This is a genomic window from Campylobacter sp. FOBRC14 (genome assembly GCF_000287855.1).
GTDB classification, from domain to species: domain Bacteria; phylum Campylobacterota; class Campylobacteria; order Campylobacterales; family Campylobacteraceae; genus Campylobacter_A; species Campylobacter_A curvus.
In genome coordinates this window covers 1-25,807 of record NZ_ALJJ01000007.1, presented here as the reverse complement: position 1 = coordinate 25,807, position 25,807 = coordinate 1, and the positions used below count along the sequence as shown (strand labels likewise).

At 42.0% G+C, this 25,807-nt stretch carries 22 protein-coding genes and 1 pseudogene; 10 read left to right on the top strand and 13 right to left on the bottom strand.

The annotated features are described in order from the left end of the window. Positions 1–44: 44 nt before the first annotated feature. The 9 genes from HMPREF1139_RS00895 to HMPREF1139_RS00855 form a co-directional block, all read right to left on the bottom strand. The gene (locus HMPREF1139_RS00895) at positions 45–596 is read right to left on the bottom strand and encodes a DUF2393 family protein (protein WP_009649815.1); all 552 of its coding nucleotides are present in this window, start codon (positions 594–596) and stop codon (positions 45–47) included. Then, entirely contained in the window at positions 596–1,126 is a 531-nt protein-coding gene (locus tag HMPREF1139_RS00890) for a DUF2393 family protein (protein ID WP_009649736.1), read from the bottom strand. The genes HMPREF1139_RS00895 and HMPREF1139_RS00890 overlap by 1 nt, the downstream gene beginning before the upstream one ends. Next, positions 1,116–1,838 (bottom strand): bifunctional phosphoribosyl-AMP cyclohydrolase/phosphoribosyl-ATP diphosphatase HisIE, encoded by a 723-nt coding sequence (gene hisIE, locus HMPREF1139_RS00885; RefSeq protein WP_009649464.1) that lies wholly within the window; start codon positions 1,836–1,838, stop codon positions 1,116–1,118. Before hisIE ends, HMPREF1139_RS00890 begins: the two co-directional genes overlap by 11 nt. Positions 1,839–1,851: 13 nt before the next feature. Further along, positions 1,852–2,946 carry a prohibitin family protein gene (locus tag HMPREF1139_RS00880; RefSeq protein ID WP_009649429.1) on the bottom strand — a complete coding sequence of 365 codons (1,095 nt, stop codon included), beginning with the start codon at positions 2,944–2,946 and terminating at the stop codon, positions 1,852–1,854. A 16-nt stretch (positions 2,947–2,962) separates the two neighbouring features. Then, positions 2,963–3,877: a branched-chain amino acid transaminase gene (locus HMPREF1139_RS00875; protein WP_009649804.1), complete on the bottom strand. Its 915-nt coding sequence runs from the start codon at positions 3,875–3,877 to the stop codon at positions 2,963–2,965. Between the two features lie 106 nt (positions 3,878–3,983). Beyond that, on the bottom strand, positions 3,984–4,643 hold the full coding sequence (locus tag HMPREF1139_RS00870; RefSeq protein WP_009649630.1) for a thiol:disulfide interchange protein DsbA/DsbL: 660 nt from the start codon (positions 4,641–4,643) through the stop codon (positions 3,984–3,986). 49 nt (positions 4,644–4,692) lie between these two features. Then, positions 4,693–6,411, bottom strand: coding sequence for a phosphoethanolamine transferase (locus HMPREF1139_RS00865; protein ID WP_009649850.1), 1,719 nt, complete (start codon positions 6,409–6,411; stop codon positions 4,693–4,695). 2 nt (positions 6,412–6,413) lie between these two features. Next, positions 6,414–6,911, bottom strand: a complete 498-nt coding sequence (gene bcp, locus HMPREF1139_RS00860; RefSeq protein WP_009649517.1) for a thioredoxin-dependent thiol peroxidase — start codon at positions 6,909–6,911, stop codon at positions 6,414–6,416. Beyond that, positions 6,908–7,111, bottom strand: coding sequence for a tautomerase family protein (locus tag HMPREF1139_RS00855; protein WP_009649660.1), 204 nt, complete (start codon positions 7,109–7,111; stop codon positions 6,908–6,910). The genes bcp and HMPREF1139_RS00855 overlap by 4 nt, the downstream gene beginning before the upstream one ends. A 114-nt stretch (positions 7,112–7,225) precedes the next feature. Between HMPREF1139_RS00855 and HMPREF1139_RS00850 the strand changes: the two genes are divergently transcribed. Beyond that, entirely contained in the window at positions 7,226–7,651 is a 426-nt protein-coding gene (locus HMPREF1139_RS00850) for a hypothetical protein (protein WP_009649770.1), read from the top strand. Here the strand turns inward: HMPREF1139_RS00850 and HMPREF1139_RS00845 are convergent, their stop codons facing one another. Then, the gene (locus HMPREF1139_RS00845; protein WP_009649832.1) at positions 7,652–10,897 is read right to left on the bottom strand and encodes a DUF748 domain-containing protein; all 3,246 of its coding nucleotides are present in this window, start codon (positions 10,895–10,897) and stop codon (positions 7,652–7,654) included. It lies immediately after the preceding gene. Positions 10,898–11,064: 167 nt separating this feature from the next. Here HMPREF1139_RS00845 and HMPREF1139_RS00840 point away from each other — a divergent pair, with 167 nt between their 5' ends. Next, a complete protein-coding gene (locus HMPREF1139_RS00840; RefSeq protein WP_009649631.1) occupies positions 11,065–12,138 on the top strand; it encodes an epoxyqueuosine reductase QueH in 1,074 nt (357 codons plus the stop codon). A gap of 39 nt (positions 12,139–12,177) precedes the next feature. On the opposite strand, the gene HMPREF1139_RS11475 is transcribed toward HMPREF1139_RS00840, so the two are convergent. Genes HMPREF1139_RS11475 through HMPREF1139_RS00830 form a run of 3 tightly spaced genes read right to left on the bottom strand, consistent with a single transcriptional unit; the run spans position 12,178 to position 14,762 of the window. Continuing rightward, a complete protein-coding gene (locus HMPREF1139_RS11475) occupies positions 12,178–12,333 on the bottom strand; it encodes a hypothetical protein (protein ID WP_009649728.1) in 156 nt (51 codons plus the stop codon). 36 nt (positions 12,334–12,369) lie between these two features. Continuing rightward, positions 12,370–13,302, bottom strand: coding sequence for a hypothetical protein (locus tag HMPREF1139_RS11810; protein ID WP_009649498.1), 933 nt, complete (start codon positions 13,300–13,302; stop codon positions 12,370–12,372). Between the two features lie 11 nt (positions 13,303–13,313). After that, complete coding sequence (locus tag HMPREF1139_RS00830) at positions 13,314–14,762, bottom strand: MBOAT family O-acyltransferase (protein ID WP_009649652.1); 1,449 nt, start codon at positions 14,760–14,762, stop codon at positions 13,314–13,316. Positions 14,763–14,922: 160 nt separating this feature from the next. Between HMPREF1139_RS00830 and fabZ the strand changes: the two genes are divergently transcribed. The 8 genes and pseudogenes from fabZ to HMPREF1139_RS00795 form a co-directional block, all read left to right on the top strand. Then, the gene (gene fabZ / locus HMPREF1139_RS00825; protein ID WP_009649448.1) at positions 14,923–15,369 is read left to right on the top strand and encodes a 3-hydroxyacyl-ACP dehydratase FabZ; all 447 of its coding nucleotides are present in this window, start codon (positions 14,923–14,925) and stop codon (positions 15,367–15,369) included. Between the two features lie 13 nt (positions 15,370–15,382). After that, a complete protein-coding gene (lpxA, locus tag HMPREF1139_RS00820; RefSeq protein ID WP_009649838.1) occupies positions 15,383–16,171 on the top strand; it encodes an acyl-ACP--UDP-N-acetylglucosamine O-acyltransferase in 789 nt (262 codons plus the stop codon). Further along, positions 16,171–17,406 (top strand): ATP-dependent Clp protease ATP-binding subunit ClpX, encoded by a 1,236-nt coding sequence (gene clpX / locus HMPREF1139_RS00815; protein WP_009649678.1) that lies wholly within the window; start codon positions 16,171–16,173, stop codon positions 17,404–17,406. Before lpxA ends, clpX begins: the two co-directional genes overlap by 1 nt. Before the next feature lie 9 nt (positions 17,407–17,415). Beyond that, positions 17,416–18,453, top strand: coding sequence for a rod shape-determining protein (locus HMPREF1139_RS00810; RefSeq protein WP_009649727.1), 1,038 nt, complete (start codon positions 17,416–17,418; stop codon positions 18,451–18,453). Beyond that, the gene (mreC, locus tag HMPREF1139_RS00805; RefSeq protein ID WP_009649603.1) at positions 18,443–19,198 is read left to right on the top strand and encodes a rod shape-determining protein MreC; all 756 of its coding nucleotides are present in this window, start codon (positions 18,443–18,445) and stop codon (positions 19,196–19,198) included. The genes HMPREF1139_RS00810 and mreC overlap by 11 nt, the downstream gene beginning before the upstream one ends. Next, complete coding sequence (gene carB, locus HMPREF1139_RS00800) at positions 19,198–22,461, top strand: carbamoyl-phosphate synthase large subunit (RefSeq protein WP_009649467.1); 3,264 nt, start codon at positions 19,198–19,200, stop codon at positions 22,459–22,461. Before mreC ends, carB begins: the two co-directional genes overlap by 1 nt. A 257-nt stretch (positions 22,462–22,718) precedes the next feature. Next, a pseudogene (locus HMPREF1139_RS11805) lies at positions 22,719–22,820 on the top strand (hypothetical protein); the annotation flags it as partial. 61 nt (positions 22,821–22,881) lie between these two features. Further along, positions 22,882–25,807 (top strand): N-6 DNA methylase (locus HMPREF1139_RS00795; protein WP_232209582.1); only part of this gene is annotated, 2,926 nt, incomplete at its 3' end.

Here is a 25,807-nt window from a genome sequence, read left to right as displayed (position 1 = left end):
AGGTCTTTTGGCCTTAGCAAATTTTAGCTTGTAGCAAAATTAGATTAATAACAACTAAGTTTCGTGATGTGCATAACGTTTTCAAAATACGGCGGGTATGGCATACTCACCATAAAATCCACGCTTCTTTGCTTTTGTAAATTTTGAGCCACGTCAAATTTGTATTCGACGGCATTTGGCTTCTCGTCTTTATCTTCGCTTTTAAATAGCGATGAAAAAAACGTAAGCCCGCTAGGCTTAAAAATTTCCTTGAAATGCCCGTCTCTGTTTTGCGGGCGATTCACCAGCCTTACGCTAAGCGTGCAGTGAGTCAGTGTAAAGTTGCCGACATTGCGGACTTTGCCCTTAAACGCGATGCTTTCGTTTATCAAGATCCTCTCGCTCGTGACGTTTTCAAGGCTACCCTTTTTTGTGTATTTGTCCAAAACGAGCATCAAAAACACGCAAAGCGTCGTAGAGACTAGGATATTTATAAACAAAAGCGACCAAAAAAGCTTGCGCTCAGCCCTCATCGACAGCACCAAAAGCAACATCGAGAGCAAAAATATCACCAACATCACGATGATATGCACGATGGTAAAGTAGCTCAGGCTCATCAAAAACACTCCGCTTTTTTGGTTATATTGTAATCAATAAAGGAAAATTCGTTGACAAAGTCCTTTATCTGCTTGACTTCGCCCGGTATGAACGGCTCACGAAGCACTATCGTCTTTTTGGCAAAGGGGTTGAGAGAATTTAAAAAGTCTCTGCTCTTTTGCTTTGACACCGTGTAAAAGCCAAGATCGATCTTGCATACATTTAGCATCTTTTTTGAGCGATTCGTCACGTTAAAGTCGATTATCAGGGCATTTGAATAGGTCAGCTGTTTTGTATTTACGGCGCTTATCTCGACTGGCCTTAAATTCTTACTAAGCGCATCGTTTACGTAGTAAAACCCCGCTAAAAGCGCGAACAAATCGGCCATTATAAACAAAAAACCTATCTGCCACCATGATTTTAAAGCAAAAAATATTCCAAGGAATAAGATGAAAATAAAAGCTATAAATATCCAGCCATACACTAAATAATCGATGAAATGGGCATTTGCAAGAATAAAAAATATGTTTTGCTTTATGCTACTTATCATCGCGCGATCTTTTTTCCTCTATGCCGCTCATGCCAAAGCGCCTTTTTAGCTCCTCTTTCACGGCGTCCGGATGTATATCGTGGAGGGCCAGTGCGACCATAGAGTGAAAGCACAGATCAGCCGCCTCGTATATCAGCGCGTCTTTTGTATTTTTGCCCGGATCTTCGCTTTTATAGGCACTTGCATCTTTGCATGCCATTACAAATTCCGTCGCTTCTTCGCCGACCTTTTTGAGGATGGAATTTTCACCTTTTTTAAATAGGCTGGCGACGTAGGACGTCTTGGGATCTGCGTTTAGTTTCCTGTCCATTATGATGTGATAAAGCTCATCGATGACATCGTATTTTAGCTTTGAAATTTCATCACCGGAATGCGAAATTTCAAAATTTTGCAAATTTATATCGTTAAAAAAGCATGATTTTCGCCCGGTATGGCACGCGACGCCATTTTGCACGACGCTTATCAAGAGCGTGTCGTTGTCGCAGTCTAGCTTGGCGCTTACTATCTTTTGCGTGTTACCGCTTTCCTCGCCCTTTTTCCAGATGCGGTTTTTGGTGCGAGAAAAATAGTGCGCAAATCCGCTTTTTAGGCTTAGATCCAGCGCCTCTTCGTTCATGTATGCAAGCATCAAAATTTCGTTGCTTCCGTGCTCGCAGACGATGACAGGCAGCATGCCCGAGACCTTTTGCCAGTCGATGTGTAGATCGAGCATGCTTTATCCTTTCTTATCTTTGCGTAGCGGAGCTTTGCTTTGCTTTGTCTTTGGTGTCGACCCAAATGTTTGGCACCGCACCGCCCGGAGTTAGGAAAATTTTAGCGTCCGTGTTGTCGCGAAGCGCTTCGTTGAATTTGCCCTGTGTTTCGATCTGTTTTAGGTTGAGTAGATTTTCATCCAGGCTCTTAGCGACCTCTTTGTTTGCATAGGCCTGTGCGTCTGCCTCGATCTTTACGGCATCGGCTTTACCTTTGGCTTCGATTATGGCGGCCTTTGCCGTTCCCTCTGCAAGGGCGGCCTTTTTAAGAGCCTCTTGATTTGCGCGCTCGACCTCGTATTTGGTCCTCTCGGCTTCTTGTTTTGCGATCTGTACGCGCTCGATCTGCTCTTTTACCTTTTCAGGCAAGATGATCTCGCGTAGCTGAACGGCCAAGAGCTCTACCGGGCGGTTTGGCTGAGCGTCGATATCTTTTCTTATGCTGTCATCTATCTGAGTGGCTATCTCGTTACGCTTGGTCGGAAGCTCCTCGGCCGTGTATTTGCCCGCGATACTTCGCACGACATCACGCACTACGGGATCTACGATCTTGCTCTCCCAGCTAAGGCCCCAAGACGCTATAGTCTGCGGTGCGTTTTCCGGATTTAGGCGGTATTGCACGGTGATGTCGATGCTGACCGGCAAATTCCTGGCATCTAGTACCGAGATGGAATTTTTGCGGATTATGCCCGCACCAGAGCCCTGAAATGACTTTTGCACCGACTCGCCCATATCCTCGCCCGATGTGTAGTTGATGAGTCGCACTCTGGTATCGACCACGATGACCTTTTGGATGAACGGCACGAAAAAGTGAAATCCCGGCTGAAGCGGGTTTGGTTCGTATTTTCCTGCGGTGGCCTTGATGCCTACCTCGCCTGAATTTATCACGACAAAGGGCTGAGTTATGACCAAGACGGCGATAATGGCTATTATGATATAAGCTAATGTGCCAAATTTACCAAATCCGCTTGGCAGTTTCGGAGCTTTGAAATTTATCTTAGGCTCTTTGTCACCGTCATTACCGCTTGGTTTGCGCTTATTGAAATAGTCGTTCAAATCTGCTGGCATTATTTTCCTTTAAATTTTAAATGTATGTCAAAAATGATTGATATTTTTTATTGTGTCCGTAGACCACGTCGAAATAGGCTTTTTGCAAGCGTTTAGTCACCGCTCCGCAAGCGCCGCTGCCTATGACGCGTCCGTCGATGTTGCTAATAGGCGTGACCTCGGCTGCCGTACCGGTAAAAAACGCCTCGTCCGCGGTGTAGGCCTGATCTCTAGTGATGCGCTCTCTGCGAACCTCGATGTCCAGGTCGTGAGCTAGCTTGATGACGGTGTCTTGGGTGATGCTGACCAGGCTGTTATCGTTTGGCGGGGTTATGAGAGCGCCGTTTTCAACGATGAAAAAGCACTCGCCAGGACCCTCCGCTACAAAGCCCTCACCGTCAAGCAAGAGCGCCTCATCGTAGCCGGCGTCTTTTGCTTCGTAGTTTGCCATTTGCGAATTTAGATAGTTCGAGCTGGCTTTTGCCTTACCCATTTGGCTGGCGGCTGAATTTCTAGTGAAGCTTGAAATTTTGACCTTAATGCCCTTTTCTAGTCCCTCATCGCCTAGATATGCACCCCATTCCCATGAAGCGATCGCAGTTTGGACGGGAGCTTTCGTGTGAGATACGCCCATCACGCCGTATCCTAAAAATATAAGCGGGCGGATATAGACGTTGCCGTTATATTTGTTTGCGCGAAGTAGCTCTATCTGCGCATCTTCAAGCTCTTTTTGCGTATAAGGCACGTTTATAGCGGTCATTTTTGCCGATTTAAAGAGCCTTTTTGTGTGATCTTGTAGCCTGAAAATAGCAAGACCTTTGTTCGTTTTATATGCTCTTGTGCCCTCAAATACGGCATTTGCATAGTGAAGCGAGTGAGTTAGGACATGCACTTTAGCATCGTCCCATTTTACGAGTTTCCCATCCATCCAGATAAATTCCGAAGCGTTCATCCCAGACCTTTCTTGTTTAAAAATTTTTAAAATTTCGCAGAGTGTATCAAAAAATGGTTTAAATTTTAATTTCGGCGACCCTCGGCCACCGAAAATTTAGCTTTTATCATTTTGCCAAAAGCTCTTTTGCGATCTCAGCCATCTTGTCTATCGAGGTGGCGGAGTCTAGGTTGATGAGGTATTTGCCGCTTACTACAAAGGCCGGCACACCGCTAATAATGGCCACATCATACGAGTCAAACCACGCATTTAAGAGCTCTTGCGCTCTGGCGGAGGCGAGGCTTTTTTCGTATTCGTCCTGGCTCGCTCCCGCTGCGTCAAGGGCTAGCTTTATAAAACGCGCCTTGTCTTTACCGTTGTCAAAATCATCGTTTTTATCGTGTCTTGCTTTGTAGATCGCAAATTTTGCCTTTTTGAATTTCGACTCGTCGCTTAGCAGATCCGTGCCGTTAGCTTCGTCGATAGCGATCAAGGATGCGAAAATTTTACTCGCCGTCTCTCCGAGCTTGCCTTTGGAGCTTAGGTGATACGGGATAAATCTCACCCCCTCAAGCTTTGACATGAGCTTTTTGGTAACACTTTTGTCAAATTTATAGCAGTGCTGGCAGTCGTAGCTAAAGACCTTGACTACGGAGTTTTTAGGGACGTTGAGTGGTTTTTGTAACACTTGATAATCAACTCCCTCCTGGACCGCTGACGCCGTGATACTCAAAAATGAAACCAGCGCTAAAATTTTTACGATTTTACTCAAAATGGATGTTTTCATTGGTTTTCCTTTGGTTTTATACTTGTGAAATTTTACAAATTATATCAAATTACTGATACTCTATTTGTCTTTTTATACTGTCATAATCAACATCTTGAACTATACGTTTTCGATGTATATTAAATTTATCGCTAATCAAACTTCTTTTCTCGTCAAATTCAAGTGGTTTTGCCCCGACTATATCTGATAAAGTATGGATAATATCGTCCGTCATAAACGGGTCATCTTTTGCTTTTTGTAACCTTTTCCAAATTTCAGGGTAATTAGCTATAAATTTATCGCTACCTATAAAAATAAGCGGAATTTCAAGAGTGAATCTATTTAGAACGCCATGCTCTAGTATGTCTTTGTGCCTATAAAGGGTTTCACCATGATCTGAGGCATACACTATCAAACTTTCATAATCTTTGAATATATTATAAATTTCATTGATTATATAATCGTTATACAATACGCTATTTACATAATCGGCTATTTGAGCGTTTTGTTTTTCATTGAGTTTGGTAATGTTAATATCGTTTTGTTTAAATTTGATAAATTCCTTCGGGTAACGTCTATCATACCTTACATGACTTCCCATCAAGTGAATAATGTAAAAATTATATTCTGATGAGTTTTTTGCAACTTTTGATATATAAGGCAATAGTTTTTCATCTACTTGTTCTAAACTATCTTTATCTCCGTATTTTAAGTAGATGACATTATCTGCACGTTTGGATACGCTATTTGCTATATTTTGTGTTTTATTAAAACCTTCTTGATTACTTATCCACGATGTTTTATATCCTAGAATTTTAAACATGTCTATGATATTTAGACTATCATACCATGGCAAAGTACTTTCGTAGTTACTAAAATTTAACATTCTTTGGAGTGAGGCATTTGTATATGTGCCCGAAGAAATGGTATCGCTAAATTTTATTAAATGATTCGTCTCAAGTAGTTTTTGCATATTTGGAGTATCCGCGAGTTTATATCCATAGATTTGCATATAGTCTCTTTGTAAGCTCTCACCTATAATCATAATAATATTTTTTATTTTGGTTTTAGCTGTTATATTTGAGTTCTTTTTGGTAGTTGATTCATAATGCTTATCTATATTTTTCAGTGCGGAAATATAATTATCGCTTGATACATAGTCTAAATTTGCCAATATAAATTCTATTAGTGTATTTTTAGATAGTTTTTCTTTGTAGTCTTTATCTTTTAATATTTTTGATGTCATATCGATACTAAATGCGATTATGGCGAGTATATATAAAGTAAGCAGTACGTGATATACTTTATTTGAACGACTTTTATTTTTTGAGCATCTGCATTTGTTAGTATTTATGCATAATACTAAAATCGATATTAATGCAAAAACAAAAATAGTCATGAAAAATTTTATATCAAAAAATACTTGTATAAATTCATCTGCTTCATTGAAATTTGTATTTATTATAGCATCTATTATAATTGGATTTATAGTAGCGGAAAATTCTTTTATAAGTAAAAAGTCCGTGCTGCATAGCAAAAATATCAAAATGCTATAAATATATATAGCCGTTTTAAAAAAGCGCCTAAAAACTAGAAATATTATATGAAACATAAAAATATTTAATAGCCCTACAATGTAAAAGTTTTTGAATATATCTTGATATATTTTTGACGCCACATGATTATAAAAGCTATAAGTTTTAAAAACATTTAGTGCAAACATTAAGATAAAAGTTGCAATAAATAAATTTAAGATCGGTCTATTTTTAAAAGCTTCATAAAATTTCATAGCTATTTCGCCAGATCCGCTAAAACCTTAGCCGCATGATCTTTGGCTTTTACGCTTTTATATACTTTTAAAATTTTGCCGTCCTTGCCTATGATAAAGGTCGTTCGCACGATGCCAAGATACTCTTTGCCGTAGTTTTTCTTGACTTGCCAGACGCCGTAAAGCTTGGATATTTGTTTATCCTCGTCGCTTAGCAATATATGCTTTAAATTTTGTTTAGCGATGAAATTTACGTGAGATTTCACGCTGTCGGGACTGACGCCGATTATGACCGTGTCGTTTGCGATGAAATCGTCATAATTTGCGCTAAATTCGCAAGCCTCGGTCGTGCAGCCCGGAGTGTTGTCCTTCGGGTAAAAGTAAAGCACGACGTTTTTACCGATGAAGTCTTTTAAAGCGACCTTCATGCCATCTTGGTTGAGAGCCTCGAAATTTGGCGCTTTATCGCCTACCTCAAGTGTTACTTTACGCTCCATATCCTCTTTGCTAAATTCGCTCATTTGCTCTCCTTTTTTATCTGTTCTATTGTTTTGCCGCCAAGCCCGATGCTGTCAGGCTCGTAGGTCTCTACAAATATCATCACGCGCTCTTTTTGTTTGCCAAGCACGCGCACCATGACCTCGGTCATCTCCTCGACGAGCTTTGCTTTTTGCTCTTTTGATGGCTCGGGACCCGCCATTTTTACGTTTATGAAAGGCATATTTTCTCCTTTAAAAACGAAATTTTAACCAAAAACATTAAAATTTTAGATTAAAGCTTTTGTTTAACATTGACACATTAAAATAACGTAAATTTTGAAATTTAAGGAGATGAAATGGACTATAACAAACCAAATAAAGGCTTTGTCTGTTTTGTGTATGATCTTGGCCGCAAGAGAGCCGTTTATATCGTATTTGCAGCGATTATCGGTACGCTGGTGGCGGAGTTATATTTAAATTTCAAACAAGAGAGCCCCGAATTTAACTACGCTTTGACGGCACTTTGCGTCATGGCGGTCGGTGCGCTGATAGCCGCCGTAAATCCTAAAATTTTCATCATCAAGCTTTGCGGCTATCTGCTCTCTTTGGTAGGCGTCATGATCGGGCTTCACAACATAAATCTACTAAGCCACGCAGAGCAAAATTCAGCCGTTTTTAGCGCCTATTTTTACATCATTTTGCTTTGCGGGCTTTATTTGATGGTGATGCTGCTTAGCTGGTTCGTTTATAACGCCAGAAGTAGCGAGATAAACGAAATTTAGCTAGTTTGTTACACCCATAGGCACGCTGACATAGGTGTTTTGCTTCGCATCGGTTTTCTCGGGCTCTTTTACGACTATCCTATCCTCCGCTAGCCCCGCGGCCTTTAGAGCGTTTTTGATCGTTTGAGCCCTTTGATTCGCCAGCTCTATCAAATTTTGCTCGTTAAATTCTATATTTTTGAGCGCAGCCTCTCTTAAGACCTTTTCGTCCTGGCTCTTTTCATTTGGCACGAGCGAAGCCAGCGCGCCCATATAGTCCTTTTTATCTTGAGTGATTATGAGGTTTATCTTGTTATCCAGCCTTTTGTTTTTTATCGCGAGCTCGTCGATGTCAGAGTAGCTTGGCGTGATGCTTAGCTTCATTTTAGGCTTTGCCGTCGTTAGCTTTATGAAGTCCGGTATCTTGGCGCTTTCGGAGCTTATTAGCTCGCTGTCGTTTGGTAAAAAGTCTATGGTGCTTAGCTTTTCGCTGTTTATGCCAAGAGCCGCGCCTAAAAATCTAAACGGAGCCAGCGTGATGTCGGCAAAGAGCTTCTTTACCGCCGCCCAGATGACGCCGCCATATTTGAAGTCAGGATCGTTTAGGTCGCCCTCGACCGGCAGATCGATGTTTATTTGATTGTTTTGATCACTTAGTATTGAGATAGCAAGCGATAGTGGTAAATTTACGGCATCTTTGGACTCGACCTTCTCCCCAAGCGTCAGCGAGTCGAAATTTACAAAATTCGAGCCGTTTAGCTTGGAGTCTTTGACGTCGTAGTTGAGGTTTAAATTCAGCTTCCCTTTTGCGATCTTATATCCTGCAAACTGCCCGCTGTAAGGCGTGATATCGGTCAGATCTATGTCCTTAAAGTCGAGCTTTATTTGTGTGTTTTGCTTTGGCTCATAGACAAAAAGCTTTGTCGTGATCTTGCTAAAGCCGTTTTTACCGACTATACCTTCAAATTCTCCCGCGCAAGGATGCCTTTTGTCGATATCCGATAGCTTGCCATTGACCTTTGTGATCGTCGTTGCAAACGGCATGAACAAGGACGCATCGGAGAAATCCACCTCTGCGTTTTTGATACTGAAGTCCTTGACGGCAAAGTCGAATCCATCGCCGCTTTTGGCCGTTTTTGCCTGCGGTTTGACCTCTTTTTCGTCTTTTTTAATGACGAGCTTGCTTAAGTTAAATTCTCTTTGTTTATTTAGATGAGCTTTGATAAAAGGCGAATTTAACGTCACTTGCTCTAAATTTAGATTGTTTTTCAGCAGTGAAATTTTAGCCACGTCAATGCTCTTAAATGCCAGCACCTTTTGCCTGTTACCGTCATCTAGGGCGATGTTTTGGACGCTAGCTTTGCCTTTTAGGCTCAGATCTTTTTGGTATTTTAAATTCGCCTCGAAATTTAGCGCTCCGCTTTTTAAATTCGCGTCAAGATAGCTTTTGGCATAGGCAAAAAAATGCGGCAGGTTCGTATCCGCAAGCTTCACGTTCGCATCCACGCTCAAAGGCTCGAGGATGACTTTCGCGTCGCAGCTTAAATTTAGCTTTTGCGAGCTTTTCATATCGATTTGCGCGGTTATTTGCGACTTTGGCTCGAGTGATATGTTTTGAGCTTTGATGTTTAGGTTGTCAAATTTATGAGCTATCTTTTGACCCTCAAAGATATGGTTTATACCGATATCGGCTGCGTTTATGGAGCTATTTTTCACGCTAAATTTAAATCCGCTTTCACTGGCTTGCTTGCTGTTTTTGTCGCTTTGAGAGACGAGTGCGAGATCGTTTATGACGCTAAGGCCTTTGTTCGTTAGATCTGAGGTAAATTTTGGCCTATTTATATCGATGTTTTCTATGTTTAGAGCCGTTTTTGCGAGGTTTAAATTTATATTTTTCACATCGATATCTTGGATGCTTGCAAATTCTTTATTTTTGGCCTTTGCACCTATATTTTGCGCCGTTACGCCGACTATGTCAAGGAAGCTGGCATTCGTATCTTGCGTAAATTTCGGTGCATTTATAGTGATGTTCGCCACGCTTGCAGTGCCGTTTTTACCGATATTTGCATCAAGTGAGCTTGCGATTATGTTTTTTACACCCGCCAAAATAGCGCCACCATGGATACTGGCGTTAAACTCGCTTGCGTTCATGTCCTTTAAATTCGCTATTTTTAGGCCGCCTTGTCCTAGCGATACGGCGCTTATATAGGCTGAATTTAGCGCCGTATTTAGGCTCAGGCTGCTGTTTTCATCGATATTTGCATGTAGCGCGAGACCGCTTAAATTTAGCTCCTTTGTGTTTAAGGATACGCCGCCCTCAAATGACGGCTCTTTAAGCGCAATGGTGTCTAAATTTAGCTTGAGATCTCTTTTATCGCTGATAGTCGCGTCAAATACGATGTTTGGTATGCTTAGCTCGCTAAATTTCATATTTTGATTTTCGAGCACTGCCTCGAGCGCTTTTAGCGTCAGGAAGCTATCTTTTAGCTTTATCGAAGTGGCGTTTTTATCGGCTGCTAGCTCGTAGTCAAGCTTTGTGTCTATTATCATATTTTTTATTTGGAGGCTTTGATCGTCGATAAAGCTGATGGCAACGGGCTTTATGCTAAATTCGTTTATCTTTAAAACGCCGTAGATCCTAAGCGGAGAGATATCCACGCCGCCTTGCCAGTCGATCTTTTGAGCTAGGCTGGAGTTTGAGTCGAAGCTGTGCTTACCTATACTGTTTAGCTCGGTGTTTATGCCTGAAATTTCGTAGTTTATATCGTTAAATTTGACATTGAAAGGATGTGTCAGATTCTCATCGCTGTATCCAAACGAGCCTTTGACGATCTTGGCGGTATTTAGGGCGAAATTCAGTGAGCTTTTCTCCTCGCTCGTGTTGTTTGAGTCGCTTAGGAACGGCGCTAAATTTAAGCTCGCGTTTTTATCTCTTGATATCCTGATATCGGGCTTTTCAAGCCTTAAAATATCCACCGCGATCAGCTTTTTAAATATTAAAAACGGCTTTAGCTTTACGTCTATCTGCTCGCCGCTAAAAAGCGGTGAAGTCGTGTTTAGCTCGGGCTTCGTGACGTTTAGCTCGAATGTGTAAGGGTTAAATTTCACCTCGTTTAGGCTAAGGCTGACGTTCATCTCTTTTAGCTTGTTTGGCACGACGTTTTTTAGGATATATGGCACACCGTAAAAGCCAAAAAGCGTGTAAATAAGCAGCAATGCAGCGACTACGCAGCTTGTTATGATAGCGATTTTTTTATTTTTGTTCATGGATGAAGCCTTGAAAATTTTGGAGTGATTTTACTTCAAAAAAGCTAAATTTTAGTTAGTGCGGGCGAGAACGACGATGGTGACAAACTAGGCGCTTGGGCTAAATTCCTGAGCCCCACGATAAATTTTAAAATTTTTAAGTATAATCCAAGCAAAAAAGGCTAAATTTGCTCGTTCATATCTGCTGCTCCGTCGATAGCCACTATTTTTTACGCCGTTTGCGCGCGGACTTCCCAAACGAGCGGCTGGTGGGCTATTTTTACGATCCCAATATCCACCCGTATAGCGAGTTTTTGATGAGATTTCACGACGTCAAACGCTCGTGCGGTGCGCTTGGCATCGACCTCATCTGCGGCGAATACGACTACGAAAGCTGGCTAGAGGGCACGAAAGGGCTGGAAAACGAGCCAGAAAAGGGCAAGCGGTGCGTGTATTGTTTTGAATTTCGCGTGGGAAACTCGGCGCGAAAAGCCCTTGAAATAGGCGAAACATCGGTCACGACGACCTTGCTCATGAGCCCCAAAAAGGACTTCGCGCAGCTTGAAGCGGCGTTAAACCGCGCGGTGGCGGGGACAAATTTAACACCCGTTGCCATTGACTACCGCAAAAACGGTGGCACGAACGAGCAGTTTGAGCTCGCCAAAAAGGACAAACTCTATCACCAAAACTACTGCGGCTGCGTCTTTGGACTAAGCAAACAGCGTGACGCGCAGGGGCTGCCGATCGCCGAGCTGATGAGCGATGTGTGCGGTCGCGCACTGCCCGGCAGTATCGATGAGCGGCTGGGGCTCTACGAGCGGGTGCGCGGGTGCGAGGAGCGGGGCGAGAGATTTCACCTCTCGCGCAAATATTTTTTAAACTACCGCCTGCTGCGCGCACTCGTGAAATTTAACGGGCGCGTGGTCACGAGCTATTTTTTGCAATACTCAAATTTTAAACGCGAAAACGTGAAATTTAGCGTGAGCGAGGCTGCGTGCGTTTGCGACGAACTGCGGGAGGGTGTGACGCTTTTAAATTTGGCTAAATTTAACGAGCTTGTGGGGATGAAATTCGCTAGCGTGCGCGAGCTTTGCCGTGAGCCCATCGGCGTGGAAGCGGAGTTAAAATTGCGCCGCGAGCTGTGCGGGGAATTTAGCCACAATCCGATAATCGTACTGGATGAAATCCCGGTCGGACGATATGAAATTTACGCCAAAAACGTGCTTTATAACGATAGCCGCGAGATGCTCGTGGTGGAGTAAATTTAAGGGGTAAATTTATGCGGGTTAAAACGCTTAAATTTACTCGCCAAAAACTTCTTTACGATACGCTCTCGTATCTATGAATTTAGCTCTTGCGTCTCGTAAATTTTGTAAATGTGCGTCTATATTTGTACTATTTAGCTCCACGCCAAAGTCGTCAAATTTACCTTTTTTGCCAGCTAGTTTATCTAGCACTATATCGCCAAGTTCGCTTTTATAGTGGCTAGCCTCTCAGTAATATTTCATTTTTGCAGCCGGATCTAGCGGAAAGGGCTCACTAGTTAATGCGTGATATACTGAAAAATCCATAATCCTAAAAGGCTTTTTGCCAAGCTCTTTTGCCACTTCTTCGTTGGCTAGCACTACGTCTTTTTTCCATTTTAGCCAAAGCTCATAGTCGTGATAGTAGGCAAATGCCTCCCACAGCCTGATGTGAGAAGGTCCAAATATGATGTCTAAATTTACTTCATTTTCGTGGCAAATTTTTAAAATTTCTTTGAAATCTTCAAAAGAGCTTTTGCCCGTATCTTTATATGTATAATTTGTATTGAAATCTTTGTAATATATTTTTTCATCATTTTTTGTTACCGCTAGATGCCCACCTGTTCTACTTATAGAATCTTGAATATCTTTGGTTAGTCTTTGCCCATGGTTTGAATAAATGCTATAAGATTGGTCTTTTATATTTAGGATACTATCTTTTAACATAGTAATATTATTAAGATATAAAAATACATTTATATTATTATATGTTTCAATATCGTTAATTTCTTTCATTTTTATATCATTGAAAGAGATCCAGTCTACAACTAGTAAGGTTTGCTCTAGTTTGCCATTTTTAAGTGTAAACTTTAAAAAATTTAAAATTTCATAAATACTTGCACCAGATCTTCCATAGTTATATGCTGGTTGTATAAAATAATTATGCCATGGATTATATCCTCTATTGGCTCTTGATGTGCCAAGTATAATAGATTTTGGTTTTATTCGTTGAACATCTACGGTTTTTACGAGTGTTTCTTGTTTTTCTAGTTGCGTTTTGTTTTTTATAAAATTTGTATCGTATAGCTTGTAGGGATCTACTATATAATTAATTATGCATATTAATAATAATAAAATAAAAGAAATTAAAAAAAATATTTTTACCCATTTTGTGCTTTTCATAAAGTTGCCTTCTAAAAATTAAAATATAAAAATTCAGAAATCTTATTTAGCGAACCTATTGAACCTGAAAATAGTATGCAGGCTATTAAAAGTGTTTTATAGCTTAGTCGCATATTGGCTATAAAAGATGATGAATTTTTGGTAGATAAAATTAGGATAAGACTGCAAAATAAGTATAAACACATTGTCTTTCCACTATAGTCCAAATGAATAATCCAGTCTCCAAATTTAAAACCCAAAGTATTTAAAAATGACAATTTGTCGTGCAACGCTTGTGGCAATATGATACCATTTTCTCCACTCATCCCCTTTAAAACCTTTATCGCATCGCTCCATTCCCTAGCGCGGAAAAAGACCCACGTGATATTTACAAAGTTAAAGGTGATGAACCAGGCTAAAATTTTATTCATTTTTAAGCCTAAATTTTGCCAGATGCGGTGAATGACGATGGCACATCCATGCAAAAATCCCCAAAAAACAAACGTCCAAGCAGCCCCGTGCCACAGCCCACCAATGAGAAAAACGATGAGCAAATTAGCATAAGTGCGTGCTACCCCCCCCCTATTGCCGCCAAGTGGGATGTAGATATAATCGCGCAAAAAGCGAGAGAGTGTCATATGCCAGCGATGCCAGAAGTCTTGGATATTGGTCGCTTTATACGGGGAGTTAAAATTTATCGGCAGGCGGATATTAAAAAGCAAAGCCGCACCTATCGCCATATCGCAGTATCCGCTAAAATCAAAATAAAGCTGAAAAGTATAGCTAAGGCTTGCCGCCCATGCCTCGAAGAAATTTAACGTCTCCGCCACGTCAAAGCCGTTATTTGCCCAAACAGCAAAGCTATCTGCGATGATTACCTTTTTAAAAAGCCCTATAGAAAATATAAAAATACCGGTTGCGATATTCTTGTAGTTTTTGACGAAGTTAAATTTGCTTGCAAACTGAGGCATCATCTCTTTGTGATGGACAATGGGACCAGCGATAAGCTGCGGGAAAAAGCTTATAAAAAGTGCGTAGTTTAAAAAATTCTTTTCTTTTGTATGACCTTTATAGCTATCGACCAAATAGGCGATCTGCTGAAATGTGACGAACGAAAGTGCAAGTGGTAGCGTCAAATGAAGCAGGGTCAAATTCGCCCCAAATGCGGCGTTTAAATTTGAGATGAAAAAGTCATAGTATTTGAAGTATCCGAGCAAGCAGACGTTAAAAACTATACCAAAAATAAGGAGGAATTTTTTAAATTCGACCTTTTCAAACGAAATACTAACGATGTAGTTAAACGCGATGCTGCAAAGCAAAATCGGCAAGTAAGCCACGTTCCACCACGCGTAAAAAAAGAGGCTCGCAAATACCAAAAACGCCTTCGCCGTCGTGGCTAATCGCTTTGAATTTAGATAAAAATAGATAAAAAATGTTATTGGTAAGAATAAAAATATGAATTCATAAGAGTTGAAAAGCAAAAGCTAGTCCTTGGCATTTTTTGAATAAAAATACTATTTAAAATATACTTAATGGTTTATTAATACGCAATACGCAATGTTTGTGAAATTTATAAATAAACTTGTTCTTAGTATAAATTTGCTAAAATCAGCGTCAAAATTCAGTTTCTAAGGTTTGATAGTGATAGACGTTGTTGAAATTCAAAAAATCCTTCCGCATAGGTTCCCGTTTTTACTCATTGACCGCGTTACCGAGCTAGAGCCCGCCAAGCACATCGTCGCGTATAAAAACGTAACGATCGGCGAGCCTATTTTTCAGGGGCATTTTCCGGGACATCCGATATACCCTGGCGTGATGATAGTAGAAGGCATGGCTCAAGCCGGCGGCGTGCTAGCGTTTAAAAGCATGAGCGACGAGCATCAAGCAGACATCGAAAATAAAGTAGTTTATTTCATGAGTATCGACAAGGCTAAATTCCGCCATCCTGTGCGCCCGGGCGATCGCCTCGAGTATCGCCTCGAGGTACTAAAACACAAAGGCAACATTTGGGTTCTTGATGGTAAGGCCTATATAGACGGAAATTTATGCGCCGAGGCCGAGCTAAAGGCAATGATCGTAGATAAGTGATGAGAGAAATTTTATGAAAAACATCCACCAAACAGCAGTCGTAGAAGACGGAGCGAGGATCGGCGAGGACGCCAAGATCGAGGCATACGCCTTTGTGAGCAAAGACGCGGTCCTTGGCGATAACGTCACTATCAAGCAAGGCGCAAGAGTCATCGGAAATACGCAAATAGGCGATAATTCTAAGATATTTAGCTACGCTATCGTGGGCGATATCCCGCAAGATATAAGCTATCATGACGAGGAAAATACGGGCGTGATAATCGGCAAAAACGCTACGATCCGTGAATTTTGCACCATAAATTCAGGCACGCACAAGGGTGACGGGCTCACGCGCATTGGCGAGAACGCCTTTATAATGGCGTATTGCCACATCGCGCATGATTGTTTAATCGGAAATAATATAATTCTAGCCAACAACGCGACTCTGGCCGGGCACGTCGAGCTTGGAGACTACGCTGTCGTCGGCGGGCTGACGCCTATACATCAGTTCGTCAAGGTCGGCGAGAGCTGCATGATCGCAGGAGCCAGCGCGCTTTCGCAGGATGTCGTGCCGTTTTGTCTGGCCGAGGGCAACAGAGCCTATATAAGGAGCCTAAATTTAGTCGGCATCCGTAGGCGATTTGAAAAAGAGCAGGTCGAGGAGCTTGTGAAGGCTTATAAATTTTTGTTCAACCAAGGTGTGAGCTTAAAGGATCAAGCCGGCGAACTATTTGAGAAAACGAACGATACGAATGTAAAAAAGATGTGTAAATTTATTTTAGAAACGACAAGGGGAATCCCGCTTGCAAAAGGAAGAGACTAATGCCAAGAAAATGTAACTTCTGTGGCGAAGCAGAGTCTAGCGAGAGGCGCTTACTAGCCGATATCGACGGTAACGCCTATATATGCGAATACTGCATCAGCGCCGCTTATAATATGATATATGGCGATAACGCTTCGGAAAACGCAAAAGATGAAAACGAAAATTTCGAATATCAAAATTTAACTCCAAAGCAGCTAAAAAGCGTGCTAGATAGCTACGTCATCGGTCAAGACCGCGCTAAAAAGGTCTTTAGCGTCGGTGTTTATAACCACTACAAAAGAATTTTCAAGCAAAGCAACATCAAAGACGATACTGAAATTTCAAAGTCAAATATCTTGCTCGTCGGCCCTACCGGAAGCGGCAAAACGCTGATGGCGCAGACTCTGGCTAAATTCCTCGACGTTCCGATCGCTATTTGCGACGCTACGAGCCTGACCGAGGCCGGCTATGTCGGTGAGGACGTGGAAAATATCCTCACAAGGCTACTTCAAGCTGCAAACGGCGATGTAAAGCGCGCCGAACAAGGCATTGTTTTCGTCGATGAGATCGATAAGATCGCCAGGATGAGCGAAAACCGCAGCATAACGCGTGACGTGAGCGGCGAAGGCGTGCAGCAAGCGCTTCTTAAAATCATCGAAGGAAGCGTTGTGAATATCCCTCCAAAAGGTGGCAGGAAGCATCCAAACCAAGACTTTATCCAGATAGACACTACAAATATTTTATTCGTCTGCGGTGGTGCGTTTGACGGGCTTGTGGATATCATCGAGCGAAGAGTGGGCAAAAATATACTTGGTTTTAACCAAGAAAAGCGCGGTAAGGCCGAGCGCGAGGATCTGCTAAGCTTGCTCGAGCCTGATGATTTGGTGCATTTTGGCCTCATTCCGGAGCTCATCGGACGCCTTCATGTCGTAGCCACGCTAAATGAGATAACACAAGAGGATATGGTCAAAATTTTGACCGAGCCTAAAAATGCGATACTAAAGCAATATCAAAAGCTCTTTGCTATCGACGGTGCGACGCTGAAATTTGACGATGATGCGCTAAAAGAGGTCGCAGCCCTCGCTATAGAGCGAAAGACCGGAGCTAGGGGGCTTAGAAGCATAATGGAAGAGATAATGACTGATATAATGTATGATCTGCCCGAGCTTAAGGACTATGAGGTCGTCATATCAAAAGAGGTCGTAAAAGACGGTGCAAAGCCGATTTTTATAAAACATAATAAGAAAAGCGCGTAAAGGAAAATAATGTTTTTAGATCAGATTATAGGATTTTTTTCAAATGATATGGGCATAGACCTGGGCACGGCAAATACGCTCGTGCTCGTAAAAGACAAAGGCATCATCATAAACGAGCCCTCCGTCGTTGCCGTCAGACGTGAAAAATACGGCAAGCAAAAAATTCTAGCCGTAGGACACGCGGCAAAAGAGATGGTCGGTAAAACTCCTGGTGACATAGAGGCGATCCGCCCGATGAGAGACGGCGTCATCGCGGACTTTGATATGACTGAGAAGATGATACGATATTTTATAGAAAAGACTCACCGCAGAAAGAGCTTCCTACGCCCACGTATCATCATCTCCGTGCCTTACGGGCTTACTCAGGTCGAGCGAAAGGCCGTCAGGGAGAGTGCCTTGAGCGCGGGAGCAAGAGAGGTGTTTCTCATCGAAGAGCCGATGGCTGCGGCGATCGGGGCAAATTTACCCGTGCGCGAGCCGCAAGGTAGCCTGGTAGTAGACATCGGAGGCGGTACGACAGAGATCGGCGTCGTCTCGCTCGGCGGTCTGGTCATAAGCAAGTCTATCCGCACGGCAGGCGATAAGATCGATACCAGCATAGTGAATTACATCAAAGAAAAATACAACCTCCTAATAGGCGAGCGGACCGGCGAGGAGATAAAGATCAGCGTAGGCTCGGCTGTCCAGCTTGAAAAAGAGCTGTCCGTAGTCGTCAAAGGACGCGACCAGGTCAGCGGTCTGCTTAGCCGTGTGGAGCTAACTAGCGAAGACGTGCGCGAGGCGATGAGAGAGCCTCTCAAAGAGATCGCAGATGCGCTGAAAACAGTCCTTGAGATGATGCCACCTGATCTTGCAGGCGATATAGTAGAGACCGGCATCGTCCTAACCGGCGGCGGTGCGCTCATAAGAGGGCTTGATAAATTCCTTTCTGATATCGTCAAACTCCCTGTTTTTGTAGCGGACGAGCCGCTTTTAGCCGTAGCTAGAGGAACGGGCAAGACCCTAGAGGAGATAGGACTGCTTCAACAGCTAACAAATGAAGAATAAGGTCGTTCTTTTTGTCGTTATCGCGTTACTTGCGGCCGTTTCTATCTATAAGGGTGAAATTTTAAGCAATGTTTCGCTCAAATTTAGCAACTACGTCGTAAATTCTTACGATGACGTCGCAAAGGCGCTTAAGGACAAAATAAACGAACACTTCAGACAAGCCAGCGAGATACAAAGCCTAAAGGAGCAAAACGCCGAGCTCGAAAAATCGGCGATGCTACTTTCGACCTTCGCTAACGAGCTAAACCAAATTTTAAAAGACAAAAACTCAAGCGCCTATGCTCCGGCAGTCAAGCTCGTAAAGGGGCTTAGCTACGCTCATATAGGCGATTACAACAAAATTTGGATAAGCGAATTTGACGGCTACGATCCGGACAAAATCTACGGAGTGATGTATCAAGGCAAGAGTGCGGGTATCGTCATAGATAAGGACGGCAAGCCGCTTGCTTATTTACAAAACGATCCAAGAAGTGTATTTGCCGTTTATATCGGCAATGATAAGATCCCCGGCATCGCTCATGGCAATCAAAACGGGATCATGGTGAAATTTATCCCCCAGTGGCTAAGCCCCAAGGTCGGAGACGAGGTCTTTACTAGCGGTCTTGACAGGATATTTTTCAGCGGTATCCCGGTAGGCAAGGTCACTAAAATTTTCAAAGAAAGCTCGTATCAAAGCGTCCTGGTAGAGCCTTACGTCCAGATAAACATCCCGAGCTATCTATACGTCGTAACAAAGGAAAAATAATGCCAAAAAGAGATGATATAAAAACGATTTTATTGATAGGCAGCGGCCCGATCATCATCGGTCAGGCGTGCGAATTCGACTACTCGGGCACGCAGGCGGCAAAGACGCTAAAAGAGCTTGGATACCGCGTTGTGCTCATTAACTCAAACCCGGCCACCATCATGACCGACCCGGACTTTGCCGACGCCACATACATCGAGCCGATCACGACACAAAGTATCGAGCGTATCATCAAAAAAGAGCGCGTCGATGCGATCTTGCCGACGATGGGCGGACAGGTCGCGCTAAATGTCGCGATGCAGCTATACGAGCAAAATTTACTTGGCGACGTTAAATTTCTAGGTGCGAATCCGGAGGCGATAAAAAAGGGCGAGGACAGACAAATTTTTAAAGCCACGATGCAGCGTATCGGCATGGATCTGCCCGAGAGCCGCTATGCCTACAACTTTGACGAGGCGGTTGTCGCGGCAAATGAGATCGGCTTTCCGCTCATCATCCGCGCTAGCTACACGCTAGGAGGTGCCGGTAGCGGAGTCGCTTATAATATGGACGAATTTCGCGAGCTAGCCGCGGCAGGGCTTGACGCCAGCCCGATACATGAAATTTTGATCGAGGAGAGCCTGCTAGGCTGGAAAGAATACGAAATGGAGGTCATCCGCGACCGCAACGACAACTGCATAATCGTCTGCTCCATCGAAAATTTCGACCCCATGGGCGTGCATACTGGCGACTCCATCACCGTTGCACCAGCACTCACGCTAACTGATAAAGAGTATCAGGCGATGCGCGATGCGAGTTTTAAAATTTTACGCGAGATAGGCGTCGATACGGGCGGCTCAAATGTGCAGTTTGCGATAAATCCAAAAACTGGGCGCATGATCGTGATCGAAATGAACCCGCGCGTGAGCCGCAGCTCGGCACTTGCGAGCAAGGCTACGGGCTATCCGATAGCAAAGGTCGCCACGCTGCTTGCCGTGGGATTTAGCCTCGATGAGATAAAAAACGACATCACGGGCACGCCGGCTAGCTTCGAGCCTGTCATCGACTACATCGTGACCAAGATACCGCGCTTTACCTTTGAAAAATTCCCGGGCTCAAATCCATATCTTGGCACGGCGATGAAGTCCGTGGGCGAGGTGATGGCGATAGGGCGGACGTTTAAAGAGAGCGTGCAAAAGGCGCTTTGCTCGATGGAGCGCGACTTGTGCGGATTTAACGCGCTAAATTTAGATAAAAACGCGCTTATTTACGGGCTGCGAAACGCGAATGAAGCCCGAATTCTTTATATCGCGCAAGCCTTTCGTGACGGGCTTAGCGTCGGTGAAGTCCATGAGTTTAGCAAGATCGATCCTTGGTTTTTGGATCAAATTTATCAGATCGTGCAGTTTGAAAGTAAAATCGACATGGATATCCTAAACGACGCAAATTTACTCCGCACCGCCAAAACTATGGGCTTTTCGGACAAGATGATCGCAGTGCTCATCAACGAAAAAGACAACCTCGAACTCAGCCAAAACGACATCTATTTCGCGCGCGAAAAGCTTGGCATAAATTTTGAATACAATGAGGTCGATACGTGCGCGGGCGAATTTAAAGCCCTCACGCCATATCTTTACTCCACGACAAACGTCACGAAGCTACCGCGCAAAGAGCAAAATTTAAACGCGAACGAGAAAAAAGTGATGATCATCGGCGGCGGACCAAACCGCATAGGTCAAGGCATCGAGTTTGACTACTGCTGCGTGCATGCTAGCTACGCTCTGCGCGATCTTGGCGTGAAAACGATAATGTATAACTGCAACCCAGAGACCGTCAGCACCGACTATGACACGTCGGATGTGCTGTATTTTGAGCCCATTGACTTCGAGCACGTGCGCTCGGTCATCGAGCACGAAAAGCCTGACGGAGTGATCGTGCATTTTGGCGGGCAGACGCCGCTAAAATTTGCCAAACGGCTCGTGGTCGCGGGAGCAAAGATCATCGGCACGAGCGCACGCACGATCGACATTGCCGAAGACCGCAAAAAATTTAGCGAATTTATCTCAAATTTAAAGATCTTACAGCCCACAAACGACACCGCGACAAGCGAAGATGAAGCCCTAAAAAAGGCTGCCGCGATCGGCTATCCTGTGCTGGTGCGCCCTAGCTACGTGCTCGGCGGTCGCGCGATGCGCCGCGTGCATAGTGAGGCGGAGCTTAAAGTCTATATGAACGAAGCGGTCAAGGTCAGTAACAACTCCCCCGTGCTGCTTGATAAATTTTTACAAGACGCCACCGAGCTTGACGTCGATGCGATAAGCGACGGCAAGGACGTCTATATCGGCGCGATAATGGAGCACATCGAGGAGGCGGGCATCCATAGCGGCGATAGCGCGTGCATCCTGCCGCCCCTTAGTCTCTCGCCAGCGATGATCGCAAAGGTCGAGGCGCAAACGCGCGACATCGCACTAAATTTAGGCGTCGTGGGGCTCATGAACATCCAGTTTGCCATCTACGAGAATGAACTATACATGATCGAGGTAAATCCGCGTGCGAGCCGCACTGTACCCTTTGTCAGCAAAGCAACGGGTGTGCCGATGGCAAAGGTCGCCACGCGCGTGATGTGGCAGGGCGACCTGCGCGAGGCGCTTAAATTTTACGATCGATACGGCGCCCTGGAGCAAGCGGGAGAAATTTTAAAACCTCGCGTGAAAGGTCACGTCTGCGTCAAAGAGGCGGTCTTTCCGTTTAACAAGCTTAGCGGAGCCGATCTCATCCTTGGTCCTGAGATGAAAAGCACGGGTGAAGTGATGGGTATAAGTGCCGATTTTGCAAGCTCGTTTGCCAAGTCTCAGATCGCCGCGAGCAACTGCTTGCCAACCGGCGGAAACGTCTTTTTGACGCTAACGGACGCGGATAAGCCCTATGCCGCGCAGCTAGCAAAGGAACTCATAAATTTAGGCTTTAACATCGTCGCGACCGGCGGAACGCATAAAATTTTAAGTGGGAATGGCGTGGCGGCGGAGTTTGTCTATAAGATCAGCGAAGGACGCCCAAATATCGAAGACAGGCTAAAAAACGGCGACATCGCGCTCGTGATAAACACCAGCGATAGCAAATCAAGCGTAGATGACGGCAAGAAAATCCGCCAAAACGTGTTGCGATTTAAAATTCCGTATTTTACCACTATGCGTGCGGCTCTTGCAGCGGCAAGATCGATAAAAAGCGTGCAAGAAGGCAGCGCGCTGGAAGTAAGAAGTTTACAGGAGTATTTACAGAAATAATTTGCCTTTTTGGCAAAATCTTCTTTTATTAAATGAAATTTTAGGATTATCAAAAAATGATAACAAAAGAAAATTTACAAGAACTTGCGATTTTTCTAGGTTTCACAAAAGACAAGAAATGTGAATATTAATTTAGTGAAAATGGACTGGCGATAGACTTTGAAAATGAAAAACTAATATATCCTAAAGAACTTAAAAAGAGTGATGAGACTACATCAAATTTCTCACATAATGAAAATTTTGTTGTTTTTGAGTGTGTGAATGCACTTTTAGATTTAGGATACAAGCCTGAAAATTTAGAGATCGAGCCAAGATGGAAGCTTGGTAGAAGCACAAAAAGTGGTAAGGCTGATATTTTAGTTTGCGATCACTCAAAAAACGCTTATCTTATTATAGAATGTAAGACCTATGGGGACGAGTTTGAAAAAGAGTGGAACAATATGTGTTCTAATGGCGGACAACTTTTTAGCTACGCTTGGCAGGAACAAAAGACAAAATTTATCTGCCTTTATGCGAGTGATTTTGACAAAAAAACTAACTCATCAAAGTAAAATCATAAATATACAAAATATCTTTAAAGCATTTAGTCCGCAAAATAACGATGAGTTGGTTGCATCTTGGATAAATAATGGGATTATTTTCAACGAAAGTGGGATCTTTGAAAATAGTGAGCCTTATTTTATCGGCGAAGCTCGAAAAACGACACAAAATTTGCAAGATATTGGTGAGCAAATAGATGAAAAATATAATAAATTCGCAACTATTTTAAGAAAACACAACATTTCAAGTAAGGAAAATGCCTTTGACAAGCTTGTTAATCTATTCTTATGTAAAATCGTCGATGAGATCAAAAATAAAGATAATCTAAAATTTACTTATAAAGGCGATCTGGCTGATAGCTTTTTTGATATGCAAGATCGCTTAGAAGAGCTTTATCAGATCGGTATGAAAGAGTTTTTAAATGAAGAGGTTACTTATATAAATGACGATGTGATAGATAGCTCTTTTTTGGAATTTAAAGATAACGCCTTAAAACAAACTATAAAAAAATATTTCTTAGAGCTTAAATTTTTCTCGTCAAACAACTTTGCTTTTTTGGAAGTTTATAACAAAGAGCTATTTAATAAAAATGCTATCGTTTTAAAAGAGATTATTCAAGAATTTGAAAATTTACGTTTAAAAAGCAATAAGCCAAATCAGTTTTTAGGCAACCTTTTTGAGATGTTTTTAGATGGCGGTTTTCAGCAAAGCGAAGGGCAGTTTTTTACACCATTTCCGATAGTTAAATTTATCATCCGTTCGCTCCCGTTAAATGAGCTTATAGAAAATGATAAAAATTTAAGTATCATCGACTATGCTTGTGGGGCTGGACACTTTTTGATAGAGTATGCAAACGAGCTTAAACACTACATTGCACCAAGTGAACTAAGTGCGTTTTACTCACAAATTTATGGCATAGAAAAAGAGTATCGCCTAAGCAAAGTTAGTAAAGTTTCAGCCTTTATGTATGGACAAGAAGATATAAATATAGTCTATGCAGATGGACTTAAATCTCATAAAAATATAAAAGATGACACTTTTTCGCTTCTTGTCGCAAACCCACCTTATAGCGTAAAGGGCTTTTTACAAACTTTGGATGATGAAGATAGGCAAAAATTTAGCCTAAACGAATTTGCAAATGATGAAAGTAATAATATCGAATGCTTTTTTATCGAAAGGGCATATCAGCTTTTAAAGCCTCACGGTATCGCTGCTATTATTTTACCAAGTAGTTTTTTAAATAAATCCACTCCTAAAATTTATGAAAAAGCTCGTGAGATAGTGCTTAAAAATTTTAAGATCATAGCCATTTGTGAGCTGTCAAATAAAACTTTTGGCAAAACGGGCACAAACACTATAACATTGTTTTTAAAAAAGCGTTTTGAACCACCAAGATACGCCGATATATTGAGTGATAGAGCGATAAATAATTTCATAAACGATGATGGATATAAAGATGAAAATTTACTTGCTGATTATGCTAAATTTCAAGATTTTGACGAAAATGAGCTTGGCGAGTTTTTAAATAAAAATATTAAAAATACTATTTTTGAAAGTGAAATTTTTAAAGACTATGAAAGAGAATTTGAAAAATCAAATGCCTATAAAGAGCTTATAGGAAATTTTGATAAGCCAAAATTTAAACGCATTGAATTTGAAAAAACACCAGAATTTAAAGATATCAATAATGATAAGAAGGCACTAAATGAGGCGTTAAAAAATTTTAAAATACCGCAGTGGCGAAAGGATGAGCTTAAAAATGAAGCTTTTGTAAAATTTGCAAAAGAGATTGAGCTTGAAAAGATTTATTATTTTACTCTTACAAAATCGCAACAAAATGTTTTAATTATCAAAAGTCCAACTGAAAATAAGGAGCAAAAAGAGTTTTTAGGCTACGAGTGGAGCGAATCAAAAGGTAAAGAAGGCATAAAGCTTTTAAATAATGTAAGCATAAAAAACGACGAACTTGACGAAGCTCAAAAACAGATCATATCAAGCATCAAGGGAATGGATATTATAAATACGCCACTTTACAACCCAAAGGATAAAGATGACAATTTAAAATTAAGCTTTTTGATAAGGCAAAATTTTAATGCAGATTTAAAGCAAATCCCTGGAAATTTAACTAAATTTGCTAGTGTCTCTAAGCTAGTTGATATGATGGATTTTAAAAAGCCAAAATTTGATAAGGCGATAAATTTGAGTGTGAAAAGTAGTGTTGAAATAGTTAGTAAATTTCCACTTGTAAGGCTTGGAGAGTGTGGCGATTTTTTTATGGGTGGAACTCCGTCAAGAAATATATCTCAATATTGGAATGGTGATATAAAATGGCTAACTATTGGTGATTATGCAAATTTTGATTTAATTTTAGATACAAAGGAAAAAATTACGGATCTTGGTATCCAAAATTCATCCGCAAAAGTAGTTAAATCGGGATGTATTGTAGTTTCTATTTATGCAACTATTGGTAGAGTTGGTATTTTGGGTTCTGACATGGCAACAAATCAAGCTATCGTAGCTTTAAAAGTTAATCAAAATTTTATAAATAAATATGTTATGTATTCGATTGACTATTTTAAATTTCAAATGTTTGACAAGACCATTACAACTTCTCAAAAAAATATCAATCTTGAAATATTAAAATCCATTAAAATCCCAAATCCGCCACGTGAAATACAAGAAAAAATAGTAGCTGAATGCGAAAAAGTATATGACGAATTTAAAACAATAAGAATGGAAATTTCAGAGCTTAAAGCTAAAATGAGCGAAATTTTTTCAAAATTTGACATAAAATTTAGTCAAAATT